The sequence below is a fragment of the Aequoribacter sp. genome (assembly GCF_965659035.1).
GTDB lineage: Bacteria > Pseudomonadota > Gammaproteobacteria > Pseudomonadales > Halieaceae > Aequoribacter.
This window is the reverse complement of record NZ_CBFHWH010000003.1, coordinates 54,103-66,097: the sequence shown is the minus strand read 5'-3', so window position 1 is coordinate 66,097 and position 11,995 is coordinate 54,103. Positions and strand designations below refer to the sequence as shown.

Annotated in this window: 14 protein-coding genes; 8 read left to right on the top strand and 6 right to left on the bottom strand. The window is 51.7% G+C overall.

Annotated features, from left to right (window positions below):
* The 5 genes from ACTF5Z_RS01390 to ACTF5Z_RS01370 form a co-directional block, all read left to right on the top strand.
* The coding region (locus ACTF5Z_RS01390; protein ID WP_438984208.1) for a phosphoribosyl-ATP diphosphatase at positions 1-282 on the top strand (282 nt) is incomplete at its 5' end.
* A 10-nt stretch (positions 283-292) separates the two neighbouring features.
* Entirely contained in the window at positions 293-508 is a 216-nt protein-coding gene (gene tatA, locus ACTF5Z_RS01385; protein WP_009575277.1) for a twin-arginine translocase TatA/TatE family subunit, read from the top strand.
* A gap of 8 nt (positions 509-516) precedes the next feature.
* A complete protein-coding gene (gene tatB / locus ACTF5Z_RS01380) occupies positions 517-840 on the top strand; it encodes a Sec-independent protein translocase protein TatB (RefSeq protein ID WP_438984207.1) in 324 nt (107 codons plus the stop codon).
* A 3-nt stretch (positions 841-843) separates the two neighbouring features.
* Complete coding sequence (tatC, locus tag ACTF5Z_RS01375) at positions 844-1,602, top strand: twin-arginine translocase subunit TatC (RefSeq protein WP_423848632.1); 759 nt, start codon at positions 844-846, stop codon at positions 1,600-1,602.
* Positions 1,595-3,379, top strand: coding sequence for an ABC transporter transmembrane domain-containing protein (locus tag ACTF5Z_RS01370; protein ID WP_438984206.1), 1,785 nt, complete (start codon positions 1,595-1,597; stop codon positions 3,377-3,379). The genes tatC and ACTF5Z_RS01370 overlap by 8 nt, the downstream gene beginning before the upstream one ends.
* On the opposite strand, the gene ACTF5Z_RS01365 is transcribed toward ACTF5Z_RS01370, so the two are convergent.
* From ACTF5Z_RS01365 to ACTF5Z_RS01345, 5 genes are all read right to left on the bottom strand, one after another.
* On the bottom strand, positions 3,376-4,731 hold the full coding sequence (locus ACTF5Z_RS01365; protein ID WP_423848663.1) for an NAD(P)(+) transhydrogenase (Re/Si-specific) subunit beta: 1,356 nt from the start codon (positions 4,729-4,731) through the stop codon (positions 3,376-3,378). The two genes, ACTF5Z_RS01370 and ACTF5Z_RS01365, sit on opposite strands and share 4 nt — an antisense overlap.
* A 5-nt stretch (positions 4,732-4,736) precedes the next feature.
* Complete coding sequence (locus tag ACTF5Z_RS01360; protein ID WP_423848630.1) at positions 4,737-5,027, bottom strand: NAD(P) transhydrogenase subunit alpha; 291 nt, start codon at positions 5,025-5,027, stop codon at positions 4,737-4,739.
* A gap of 1 nt (position 5,028) precedes the next feature.
* A complete protein-coding gene (locus tag ACTF5Z_RS01355) occupies positions 5,029-6,171 on the bottom strand; it encodes a Re/Si-specific NAD(P)(+) transhydrogenase subunit alpha (RefSeq protein WP_438984205.1) in 1,143 nt (380 codons plus the stop codon).
* A 197-nt stretch (positions 6,172-6,368) separates the two neighbouring features.
* Positions 6,369-7,025, bottom strand: a complete 657-nt coding sequence (locus ACTF5Z_RS01350; protein ID WP_438984204.1) for a ChrR family anti-sigma-E factor — start codon at positions 7,023-7,025, stop codon at positions 6,369-6,371.
* Positions 7,026-7,030: 5 nt separating this feature from the next.
* Positions 7,031-7,633 carry a sigma-70 family RNA polymerase sigma factor gene (locus tag ACTF5Z_RS01345; RefSeq protein WP_438984203.1) on the bottom strand — a complete coding sequence of 201 codons (603 nt, stop codon included), beginning with the start codon at positions 7,631-7,633 and terminating at the stop codon, positions 7,031-7,033.
* Between the two features lie 138 nt (positions 7,634-7,771).
* On the opposite strand from ACTF5Z_RS01345, the gene ACTF5Z_RS01340 reads away from it, so the two are divergent.
* The 3 genes from ACTF5Z_RS01340 to ACTF5Z_RS01330 are packed head-to-tail and all read left to right on the top strand — an operon-like array spanning position 7,772 to position 11,024.
* Complete coding sequence (locus ACTF5Z_RS01340; protein WP_438984202.1) at positions 7,772-9,028, top strand: NAD(P)/FAD-dependent oxidoreductase; 1,257 nt, start codon at positions 7,772-7,774, stop codon at positions 9,026-9,028.
* Complete coding sequence (locus ACTF5Z_RS01335; RefSeq protein WP_438984201.1) at positions 9,028-9,768, top strand: DUF1365 domain-containing protein; 741 nt, start codon at positions 9,028-9,030, stop codon at positions 9,766-9,768. The genes ACTF5Z_RS01340 and ACTF5Z_RS01335 overlap by 1 nt, the downstream gene beginning before the upstream one ends.
* A complete protein-coding gene (locus ACTF5Z_RS01330; RefSeq protein ID WP_438984200.1) occupies positions 9,765-11,024 on the top strand; it encodes a class I SAM-dependent methyltransferase in 1,260 nt (419 codons plus the stop codon). The genes ACTF5Z_RS01335 and ACTF5Z_RS01330 overlap by 4 nt, the downstream gene beginning before the upstream one ends.
* Before the next feature lie 34 nt (positions 11,025-11,058).
* On the opposite strand, the gene ACTF5Z_RS01325 is transcribed toward ACTF5Z_RS01330, so the two are convergent.
* Complete coding sequence (locus ACTF5Z_RS01325) at positions 11,059-11,934, bottom strand: DMT family transporter (protein ID WP_438984199.1); 876 nt, start codon at positions 11,932-11,934, stop codon at positions 11,059-11,061.
* Positions 11,935-11,995 lie beyond the last annotated feature (61 nt).

The following is an 11,995-nucleotide window of genomic DNA, read 5'->3' as shown; positions in this document are numbered from 1 at the left end:
ACGCCAGAATCCTCGTACGTGGCGTCGCTTTATGCGAAAGGATTGAATAAAATCCTCGAAAAAGTGGGCGAGGAAGCTACCGAAGTGATTTTAGCGGCCAAGGACGCGGAAACGTCGGGAGCTAAAGACGCAGTGACGCAAGAAATGGCAGACCTCTGGTTTCACTGTATGATCTGCCTTGCGCATCTAAATTTATCGCCGGATGACGTGCTCAAGGTTCTAGCAGAGCGTCAAGGCTTGTCCGGCCTGGTCGAAAAAGCGTCCAGAACACCATCAAACTAAGGAGATTACTATGGGCCTAGGTGGAATTAGTGTACCGCAGCTGCTGATCATTTTAGCCATTGTCATCATGCTGTTTGGAACTAAACGGTTGCGCACACTCGGCAGTGATTTGGGCGCGGCTGTTAAGGGCTTTCGCAAAAGTGTAAGCGCCGACGAAGAGGCAAATATCCAGAATAAAGAAGCCCAAGACGACCCAAATAAGCCTTCGAACACTGACACGAAGTAAGGCCTCCGGTGTTCGACATAGGGTTTGCAGAGTTACTGCTCATTGCCGTTGTTGCCTTGCTCGTCATTGGCCCCGAGCGGCTGCCCGGTGCCATAAAAACAGCGTCGGTTTGGCTCGGGCGCCTGAAACGCAGCTACAACGACATCAAGCGCGAGGTTGAACTCGAGCTTCACAACAACGAGGTCATGGAAAACCTAAAGCGCGCGCAATCAGAAATAGAAGATACGATCAACGTCGATCTTGACGCCAGCGCGCCCAGCGACACAAAGCCTGCACAACCGTCCGTCGATCCAAAGCAGACTGCGCAACGCAACACCCAGGCCGACCCCTAGTTTATGAGTGAATCGACCGACCAAGCCCAACCATTAGTCGCGCACCTCACCGAACTGCGAGATCGCTTGCTCAAAGCCCTATTGAGTGTGCTGGTCGTATTTCTGTGTTTGTTCCCCTTCGCCAATGAAATTTACACCTTCGTGTCTGAGCCCTTGCGGGCCATTTTGCCTGCGGGCTCAAGCATGATCGCAACTGAGGTTGCGTCGCCCTTTTTAACACCTTTCAAACTGACGCTGTTTGCGGCTCTGTTTATTTCCATACCCTACGTGCTGTTTCAGATTTGGAGCTTCATTGCGCCCGGCATGTATCGGCAAGAGAAGCGTTTAGCGATACCGCTGCTAGTTTCCAGTGTACTGTTATTTTACGCCGGCGCTGCTTTTGCGTACTTCGTCGTCTTCCCCTTGGTGTTCGCGTTTTTTACGAGCGTGGGACCCACCGATGTCACGATCATGACGGACATCAATCGTTATCTTGATTTTGTCTTAAAACTATTTTTCGCATTTGGGCTGGCTTTTGAAATACCCATTGTGGCAGTGCTTCTGATTTGGGCGGGCATAAGCACTACCGAGTCTCTAAAACAAAAGCGGCCCTTCATCATCGTATTTTGTTTCGTTTTTGGCATGCTGCTCACACCCCCAGACGTGATTTCACAAGCGCTGCTGGCGATTCCCATGTGGTTGCTGTTTGAAGTGGGCGTATTTTTCGGTCGGTTTATCGAGCGTCGCCCGGACGCGGACAGCGCCGCCGCCACTGATGAGTAAGCCCTCTAAGCAGTCGGGACTCGGGGTACTGCTGCCCATCCTCCGGTTGCTGCGTCCCTACAAAGCCCGCGCTACTATCGCTGCTATCGCTCTGTGCTTTACTGCAGCCGCCACTCTGGGCCTAGGCTTTGGCGTGCAAACTTTAATTGATGTGGGCTTTGCCTCCGATTCTATTGCAGGATTGCAGCAGGCGATGCTAACGCTATTGGCCATTGCCAGTGCAATCGCCGTGGGAACCTTTACTCGCTTTTATTTTGTATCGTGGCTGGGGGAGCGAATCTCGGCGGATTTGCGCGCTGAGGTATTCAACAACTTAGTAAACTTGCACCCCAGTTTTTTTGAGGAGAACCGGCCTGGCGAGATTATGTCTCGACTGACCACCGACACCACCCTACTGCAAACCATCATAGGCTCATCGCTAAGTATGGCCTTGCGCAGCATGCTCACCCTAAGTGGCGCCGTGATCATGATGTTTGCCACCAACTGGAAGCTAAGCCTATTCATCGTGGTTGGAGTCCCCGCCATCTTGGTGCCCATTTTGTTTTTTGGACGCAAAATCCGCACATTATCCAGCGCAAGCCAAGACTCCATGGCGCAAGTCGGAACCTACGCCGGAGAGGTCATTCATCAACTCAAAACGGTACAGGCTTTTAACCGCCAAGAGTTCGAACAGGGTATGTTCAAAGGCGAAGTCGAGGGTGCATTCGACGTAGCCAAGCAACGTATCCGCAACCGCGCCTTATTAATCGGTGTCGCGATCTTTGTGGTTTTTGCCAGCATGATCGGTATGCTCTATTCGGGCGGCAGCGATGTAATCAACGGAGTTATGACCGCCGGCGAACTAGGAGCCTTTATTTTTTATGCTGTCATGCTCGGCTCTGGCTTTGCCACAGTGTCCGAGGTTTGGGGCGAAGTACAGCGGGCCGCAGGCGCAGCTGAGCGCCTGATTGAACTCATGAACGCAGAATCCGAACTCATCGAGCCACATGAGTCACCAGAGCTGGCCCCACAAGAAGCTGCCATTGAATTCAAGGACGTGTCCTTCGCCTACCCCTCACGCCCCAATCAGTGGGCCCTGCAAGATTTCAATCTCAAAATCAACGCCGGAGAATCCGTTGCCTTGGTGGGCCCCTCGGGAGCCGGCAAGTCGACTATTTTTGAGCTCATACAGCGCTTTTATGACCCACAGCAGGGCGACATCCAATTTGGTACTACTGCAATAAAACAAACGAGCTTGATAGAATTACGCGCCCAAATCGCAGTGGTGCCGCAGCAACCGGTGCTATTCAGCACGACGGTCCGCAACAACATTGCCTATGGACAACCAGAATGTACATCAGATCAAATAGAGCAGGCCGCAAGAGCCGCTCATGCGCATGATTTCATTCAGCAGCTACCCGATCAATACGACGCCTATCTGGGCGAGCAGGGTGTGCGTTTATCCGGCGGTCAGAAGCAGCGCATTGCGATCGCGCGAGCCATTCTTAAAGACCCTAGAGTGCTGCTGCTAGACGAGGCAACAAGTGCACTCGACACCGAGTCGGAGCATCATATCCAGACAGCCTTAGCGGATCTGATGCAAGATCGCACGACAGTTATCATCGCCCATAGACTCTCGACCATCTTGCACGTCGATAGAATTATTGTGGTAGATCGAGGAAAAATCGTTGCACAAGGTACGCATCACGAGCTGTTAAAAACCAGCCCCTTGTACAAACGGTTAGCAGAACTGCAGTTTAACGAGCGGGCTCACGCCCGCTCACAAGAGATGGTTTAGCTGAATTCTCGAATCAATCCGCCGATTGACTCTTTTGCATCACCAAACAGCATACGAGTGTTCTCTTTGTAGAACAGTGGATTCTCGATCCCGGCAAAGCCAGAGGCCATAGAGCGCTTCAACACAAATACCGTTTTTGCAGTATCAACGTTGATAACAGGCATACCGTAGATCGGCGACGACTCGACCTCACGTGCCGCTGGGTTAACGACGTCGTTAGCGCCGATAACAATAGCGACATCCACGGTTTCCATACGAGGGTTGATCTCGTCCATTTCCAGCAACTGATCATAAGGCACATCGGCTTCGGCCAACAGCACGTTCATGTGACCAGGCATACGCCCTGCCACGGGGTGAATACCAAAATTCACCTCTGCACCGTTTTGCTCGAGTAGCTCACACAATTCCTTAACGACGTGCTGTGCTTGCGCAACCGCCATACCGTACCCAGGAATAATCGCAACGTTAGTTGCAGCCTCAAGCACGTAGTAAGCGTCTTCGACCGAGATCGGCTTGATCTCACCCTCAACCACGGTCGCCTCAGTCACACCCGAACCAAACCCGCTAAACAATACGTTGCCCAAGGAGCGGTTCATTGACTTACACATGATTTGAGTCAGGATGATACCCGACGCACCTACCAGTGAGCCCGCCACAATCAGAATGTTGTTGTTGATTGCAAAACCCGCCGCACACGCTGCCAGACCCGAATAGGAGTTAAGCAGCGAAATCACAACGGGCATATCGGCTCCGCCAATGGGAATCACTGCCATGATGCCAAACAGTAGGGACAACCCAATAACTGCGTACAGCCAAGTCGTGTTAGTAGGGTCCATCGATAACATAACCGCGGCGCCAATGATGCCAAGCACGATTAACGAATTCACCACTTGCTGACCGCGAAACATAATCGCACCGCTGCCCAAAGTTTCACTCAATTTACCGTAAGCAATTAAGGATCCAGTGAAAGTTACACCACCAATTAAGACCGACAGCACGATGGTAATAACGGTAAACGTTGAAGCATCGCCACTTAAAGCCGCCCAACCGACTAGCAAGCTGGCAAGGCCACCAAAACCATTAAATAGTGCCACCATTTCTGGCATAGAAGTCATTTGTACCAGACGCGCCGCTGCAGCACCGATCAGACCACCGACCACAATACCAATAATAATCCACTGATAGCTGACAATGCCTTGGTCAATCAAGGCAGCCACGATGGCAACCAGCATACCGACAGCAGACAGCGTGTTGCCTTTACGAGCAGTAGCCGCCGAACCAAGCAGTTTAAGGCCCATGATGAACAAGGCAGCCGACGCCACATAAGCCAACTGAATAATCAAACCATTCATAGAACTCATTTGCGGGCCCCCTCTTTCTTCTTGAACATTGCCAACATGCGATCGGTAACTAAGTACCCACCCACCACGTTGATCGAGGCAAGAGCAACCGCACCAGTGCCTAACCACTGTGCCAAGTCTTGGTCACCCGTCCCAGCCAGAGCGATAGCACCCACTACGGTAATACCAGAAATGGCATTGGCGCCCGACATCAAGGGCGTGTGCAGGGTAGCTGGCACCTTGTTAATAAGTTCAAAACCTAAAAATACCGAGAGCATCAAAATGAAGGTCAAAAATACAATCGTCATGCTACTGCCCTCCCTCATAGAACTGTTTGATTGTGGCGTTGGTCACCTCACCACCGTGAGTAATGATGCAACCGGGCAAAATATCGTGTTCAAAATCGATCACAAAACTGTTGCCCTCTTTGTCCCAGCTGTCTTCCACCAAGTTGAACAAGTTAGAGGCGTACATTTGGCTCGCGTCCTTGCACACGTAATTCGGTAGATTACCCAGGCCCACAATGGTCACGCCGTTCACGGTGACAACCTCATTAGGGACTGAGCCCTCGACGTTGCCACCCGTCTCTGCCGCCATATCAACTACGACAGAACCCGGCGTCATACCTTCGAGCATATCTTGGGTGACGAGTACTGGTGGTTTGCGACCAAAGACTTGCGCGGTCGTAATGACGATATCAGATTCGGCGATGACGGCTTTTTGTGCCTCACGCTGCATCGCGATTTGCTCGTCGGTCAGTGCTTTTGCATAACCATCTTTGGTTTGCCCCGTCTCACCCAGGTCAATTTCTAAGAAGGTGGCGCCCAAAGAGTGTACTTGCTCAGCCACCACCGCTCGGGTATCGAACGCCGTTACACGGGCGCCCAAACGCTTAGCCGTTGCAATGGCTTGCAGACCCGCCACGCCAGCGCCGATGACAAATACCTTTGCCGGCTTCAAAGTACCTGCTGGCGTCATCATCATAGGCAGAATACGGGGCAAATGCATCGCTCCCAGCATGACCGTCATGTAACCCGCTAAGTTGGCTTGCGACGACAAGGCATCCATTTTTTGGCTTCGGGTAGTACGTGGAATCATCTCCATGCTGATAGACGTTACGCCTTTGGCTCTCAAGGCTTCAATGAGCTCGCGCTCGTTGAACGGATCCAAGTAGCTCACATGGATGCAGCCTTCGGGCATAAGTGCAACTTCTTCCAAGCTTGGCTTACGCAAACGCAACAAGACGTCTGCTTGCGTAAACAACGCTTCCCGGTCAGCGCTTATACTCGCACCTGCTTCCTGATATTCACTATCGCTGTAACCTGTTCCTTCACCCAAACCCGCCTCGATAACAACCTCGGCACCAAGACGTACTAATTTCTTTGCGGTTTCTGGGGTAACAGGCACGCGGTTTTCTCCGGGATGAGTCTCCCGTGGAACGGCTATACGCATTGCTAAGTTCCCTTGTTGTAATAATGTTTGCTGCCGCGGCGCACAGAGCATGTGCCACACACGCGTCCACTCGCGCACAAAACCTGGCGCGAAAGTTCACTCTATCACACAAAAATGCATCGGCGAATCGTCGAGAATGGCTATATCGACGATCCTAGTCGCAATGCGTGTCACATAGACACGCTTGAGCGGGGCGCCTAAGAGGCCTTAAGTTGCAGGAAGGGGTTCATCCAGCGGTGACGCATGCGAGTGAACTTCAAGGGGGCATCAAGTACCGCTAAGCAGATGCAATCTTCGTCCGCTAGTGCGGCTGGCGAATGCACGTCACCCGACTCACGGAATAGGAAATCTCCTGCGTGGTAGGTTCCATCAGAATCGCTGAATCCGCCTTCTAACACCAGTGTCATTTCTGAGCCGCGATGGTTGTGCTCAGGAATCACACCACCCGCTTTAATCTGGTATAGGGCGAACTCGTAATAAGGATCCCCTGTTGTCAAATACGAGATTCGAAGCGACGACGTGATTTTTTTCCAGGTGAGATCGCTAAAGTCGCCCTGCATTAAGCGCTGCAATATCGCTGGTGTACTGGATTTTTCCCCCTTTGACTCTTTTGGGTACGTCAATGGTGCGTCCTCGTCGAGCCGAGACATCACAATATCGAGCTGACTGTCGCTGACGCTCACGGGCTCTAAATCTTCAAATAAGCTCGCTGCCATAGCCGTCTGTGCTTCGGATATCTCTTGGCACTTAGTACAATAGGTCAAGTGCATTGATACGCACGCCGATTGAGCCAACGAGAGGGTTCCAGCGGTGAACTCAGTGAGCATATGTAGGTCAGGGTGAAACTTAGCCATCGTTCTTAATCTTCCATCTGTATCTGTAGTTTCTGGATCGCCAATCGCACACGCGATTTCACGGTTCCCAGCGGTAAATCCAGCTCACTAGCCACCTCGGAGTGCGACTTGCCCTCCATGTAAACCTTGGCCAATATGTGTGCCTGGTCAGCGGGCAGTGTGTCCATCATTGCTCGAATTCGATCTCGAGTTCGTCGCTGATGTAACATGACCGCCGGTTCCTCGCCATCCTGATCCAGAGATACATCGTCTGCAGAGAGAGGCGTATCGAACTTTTGTAAGCGCCGATACAAGTCCGTTCGGCAATTACGAGCAATCGTGTATACCCAAGTGCTTGCAGACGCCTTGTCTGGGTTGAACCCATCGGCTTTCTGCCACACCTTCAACATCACTTCTTGAACCAGCTCGTCAGCGTTATTGGCCGACAAAGTGGAACCTGACAAGGCAAAGGCTTTGATCAGAGGAGCGAATTGTTTAAAAAACCGTGCAAACGCTACCCTATCGCGATGCTTCGCGATCGTGCGCAAACACTGGCTCCACTCATCTGTACGCCGCCCAGACTCAAGGTTGGTTACCTCGTCTCCCGGCTTTTTCGTCACCACGGACATATCCTTGCCTCGATGTATGTCACTTAAGTATACGCACATTTGTCAAGGCGGATCACTTTCTTCGTTGATCTGATCTTAAAAAACCCGCGTAAGTGCTTCTGTAAGAATCAAAATCAATCACACGCGAGGGGTGTTGTGGTGAAAATTGCGGTTATCGGCTCGGGCATTTCAGGTCTTACCTGTGCTCATTATTTAAGCAAGGCGCATGACATTACGGTGTTCGAAAGCGCCCCACGAATCGGCGGCCATACGGCAACCGTCGACGTGCAGCTCGGGCCCCGCAGGTACGCCATTGACACTGGGTTTATCGTATATAACGATTGGACATACCCCAACTTCATTCAGTTGCTCAATGAGATTGGCGTAAGCTCGAAAGCAACGTCTATGGGTTTTAGTGTCAAAGATAGCACGGTGGGGCTCGAGTACTCTGGCAGCTCGCTCGACACGCTGTTTGCGCAGCGGCGCAACTTAATGTCGCCCAAATTCATTCGCATGGTGCGCGACATACTTGCCTTCAACAAAGATTCGCAGCGAGATTTAGAAAGCGGCGCGTTGCGGGCCGACGAAACATTAGGCGAATACCTGCAGAGAAAACGGTACTCTGAGAGCTTTCGGCAGTGGTACCTGATACCTATGGCGGCGGCGATATGGTCAGCGTCTTGGCAGGCCATCGAGTCCTTTCCCGCTCTATTCTTCCTGCGGTTTTTCAAAAACCACGGTCTGCTAAACATAAAAAACCGCCCCCAGTGGCGGGTTATTGATGGCGGCTCGCGCGAATATATCGCCCCACTGACCGCACGCTTTGCCGACAAAATTATTACCAAGGCCGCCGTTACTGACGTCGAGCGACGTCCGACGAGCGTGCGCTTCAAAGCGGGCGGGCAGACCTACGAATTCGATCAAATCGTTATCGCGACGCACTCCGATCAAGCGTTGGCGATGTTAAAAGATGCAACTGCGACTGAGAAAGCAATACTGGGAGCCATTCCCTACCAAACCAATGACGTGGTGCTGCATACCGACGACCAAGTGCTGCCACGCAACCGCAAGACATGGACGAGTTGGAACTACTCGCTGACCCCTGATCGAAGCCGTGCGGTTGTCACCTACAACATGAATATACTGCAAGGGATACAGGCGCCCGAGACATTCTGCGTCACGCTCAACCAAACCCACGGGATCAACCCCAATCGGATTTTAGGTCGGTTCAGCTACGACCATCCAGTATTCTCACTTGACGGGATTGCAGCACAAGAGCGCTGGGACGAGATCAATGGAGTAAACAATACCTGGTATTGTGGCGCCTACTGGCACAACGGCTTCCATGAAGATGGCGTCAACAGCGCGCTTCGTATCGCACAAGCGATACCGAAGCAAGCGCGGGCAGCTGCATAATGAACCGCTTGTACGTCGGTACGCTCTACCATCGACGACAAGCACCAACCATTCATAAGTTTAAGTACTCAGTCTTTGTACCCTACTTGAATGTTAGTGGTCTCGATGAAAGCTTGCGTCATCTCCCGGGCTGGGGAACGGGTCGCTTTAGTCTCGCAAGCTTCCGGCGCACTGACTTTCTAACACCTCACGATCAGGACCTGGGCACAGTCGTGAAGGATAAAGTTAACCAAGAACTTGGGTTTCGACCTAGCGGAGACGTTTACTTACTCGCAAATCTGCGTTACTTCGGCTACTCGATCAATCCCATTGCCTGCTACTTTTGCTTTGATACCGACGAGGAACTTCAGGCCATCGTGCTCGAGGTCACGAATACGCCTTGGGAAGAGCGCATCACCTACGTAGTGCCATGCACCAATGGCCAGGCAGACTTCGAGTTTAACAAGGCTATGCATGTCTCGCCCTTTAACCCGATGGATATGACCTATCATTTCGCGTGTAACACCCCCGATGACAAGCTCAACATCCGGCTACAGGTCAGTCAGGCGTCGGAACCCATATTTCTGGCATCACTTGCCTTGACAGCCCAACCCCTGACGGCAAAATCGGCCGTCGCAATATTGTGGCGCTACCCCCACATGACTGTGAAAGTCGCCGCCGGAATTTACTGGCAGGCCCTAAAGCTCTGGCTAAAAAGGACGCCAGTCTACGCACACCCAAGTAAGGAGCATGCACTATGAATACCCCCAGCGTAGGAAGTATTCGCTTACCCAAAATTGGATTACGCCAGGGCAAAAGTAACATTGCCCGGCAACTATTCTTAACCTTGCTCCACAAGGCCCAAGTGGGTCACTTAGAGTTACGCGAGGGAGATCAGAGCATGCATTACGGCCAGGCCGAGTGCGCTTCAGGTATTCGCGCCAGCGTTCAAGTCCATGACCAACAGCTCTACAGAGATATGTTAGGTGGAGGCTCGATCGCGGCAGGCGAAGCCTATATCAGGGGCTACTGGTCTACGCCAAATCTTACTGAAGTCATGCGTTTCTTTAGCGCAAATTTAAGCCTACTGGAGGGTTTTAAAAGTAAACACTCGTGGTTATTTAAACAGACCCTGCGCCTACAGCACTTTTTCAATCGCAACACACAAACCGGCTCCAGAAAAAATATCGCGGCCCACTACGATCTAGGCAATGATTTCTTCCAGCACTTTTTAGACCCGACAATGATGTATTCAGCCGCGGTTTACGAGGATGCGTCTTCCAATCTTCATGAAGCCTCGATTAATAAACTTCGGATCTTATGCGAACAGCTCGAACTCAAGCCCAGCGACCACCTCGTAGAAATTGGCTCTGGCTGGGGCGCAATGGCGGTCTATGCCGCGCAAAATTATGGCTGTAAAGTGACGACCACGACCATCTCGCAAGAACAGTTCAAGCTGACCTGTGAGCGCGTTAAAGAAGCAGGACTTGAAGACCGCGTAACCGTATTGTGCGAAGACTATCGAGATTTAAAAGGTCAATATGACAAGCTGGTGTCTATCGAGATGATCGAAGCCGTAGGTCATGAGTTTTTTGCAACCTACTTCGCCAAGCTAAGCTCGCTTCTGAAATCCAATGGCGTTGCCGTTATTCAAGGGATTACGATACCCGATGCGCGTTATGAAGCGTACAAGTCCAGCGTCGACTTCATTAATCGCTATATTTTCCCGGGAGGCTGCTTACCCTCGCTAGGCCAAATTGCAAAACATATAGCAGAACAGACTGACCTTGAGATGATACATTTGCGCGACATCACTCAGGACTACGCCCGCACGCTCGCCGCCTGGCGAGATCGCTTCTTTCAAAATCTTGGGGCAATCAAAGCCATGGACTTTGACGATGACTTCGAACGTTTATGGGAGTACTACTTGTGCTACTGTGAGGGCGGCTTCAGGGAACGCGTGATTGGCACCGTGCAACTGACCTTCGCGAAGCCCGGATACCGACCGTCATTCTAGGCCCCGTCATGAAGTGCAGGCTTGTTTGTGCGAATCAAGCGTCGCGCTGTTGCAATAAGATCGCAGGAACAATCAGTGCAAAACCAACAACCGTCGCTGGATGAATAGGTTCGTCCAGCACAAGTTGTATCAGGACCAATGACAACACTGGGGCTAAAAAAATCAAATTGGCCACGCGAGCCACGTTAACCGCTTTGGATAACGCTTGCGACCACAGCAAAAACGTGACGCCCATTTCAAATAACCCGATATACACGGCGGCACCCAAACCCTGCCAGCTGAACTGAGCGAGGCCATCGCCATAAACAAGATAAGCAATAGCCACAGGGCAAGACATCACAAACATCGCGGCTAAAGCCACATCTTTCGGTTCTTGCAAGCGGGTATTCGCCAACCAAAAGCCAGCCCAAACTAGGGTGCTGACCAAAGCCAAGGTTAAACCTAAGGTGCTTTGAATGGCGCCCAAATGAAAGCTACCTTCAGTGGCAATAATGACGACGCCCAGATAGCCCACCGCAATGGCGGCTATGTCTTTGTGCTGCAGGCGTTGACCCAGCACCGGCACGGCCAAGAGCGACAAAATGATCGCCCAAGTATAATTAATCGTTTGTGCTTGCTGCGCCGGCAATAAATCGTAAGCGGTTAGCAAAATGACGTAATACAGCAGAGGGTTTATACACGCCATGATGAAGTATTTCAGGGGCTGATTACGCAGGGCCGTCACTAGCTCAGTCACGCGGCCTTGCACCACCAACCAACACACTAAAACACACGCAGATACGACAGATGCGAGACACACCAAACTGAAGACATCGAGATAGCGCAGCGCGATCTTAAACGCCGTTGCCACCGTAGACCACAATAAGACAGCGCTCAAGCCCAGTAACAGTGCTTGCTTAGATCTGTTCAAATAAAGCCCCTAAATCCCAAAGTCTGTACCTTGAAGCGTTTTTCGGGCATGCTCCCCGACA

Bases quoted from the DNA above. Each gene is read 5' to 3' on its own strand.
- ACTF5Z_RS01335 (WP_438984201.1), top strand. From the start codon at position 9,028: ATGAACCGCTTGTACGTCGGTACGCTCTACCATCGACGACAAGCACCA.
- ACTF5Z_RS01350 (WP_438984204.1), bottom strand. From the start codon at position 7,025: ATGGCTAAGTTTCACCCTGACCTACATATGCTCACTGAGTTCACCGCT.
- ACTF5Z_RS01330 (WP_438984200.1), top strand. From the start codon at position 9,765: ATGAATACCCCCAGCGTAGGAAGTATTCGCTTACCCAAAATTGGATTA.
- ACTF5Z_RS01370 (WP_438984206.1), top strand. From the start codon at position 1,595: ATGAGTAAGCCCTCTAAGCAGTCGGGACTCGGGGTACTGCTGCCCATC.
- tatA (WP_009575277.1), top strand. From the start codon at position 293: ATGGGCCTAGGTGGAATTAGTGTACCGCAGCTGCTGATCATTTTAGCC.
- ACTF5Z_RS01365 (WP_423848663.1), bottom strand. From the start codon at position 4,731: ATGAATGGTTTGATTATTCAGTTGGCTTATGTGGCGTCGGCTGCCTTG.
- ACTF5Z_RS01360 (WP_423848630.1), bottom strand. From the start codon at position 5,027: ATGACGATTGTATTTTTGACCTTCATTTTGATGCTCTCGGTATTTTTA.
- tatC (WP_423848632.1), top strand. From the start codon at position 844: ATGAGTGAATCGACCGACCAAGCCCAACCATTAGTCGCGCACCTCACC.
- ACTF5Z_RS01355 (WP_438984205.1), bottom strand. From the start codon at position 6,171: ATGCGTATAGCCGTTCCACGGGAGACTCATCCCGGAGAAAACCGCGTG.
- ACTF5Z_RS01345 (WP_438984203.1), bottom strand. From the start codon at position 7,633: ATGTCCGTGGTGACGAAAAAGCCGGGAGACGAGGTAACCAACCTTGAG.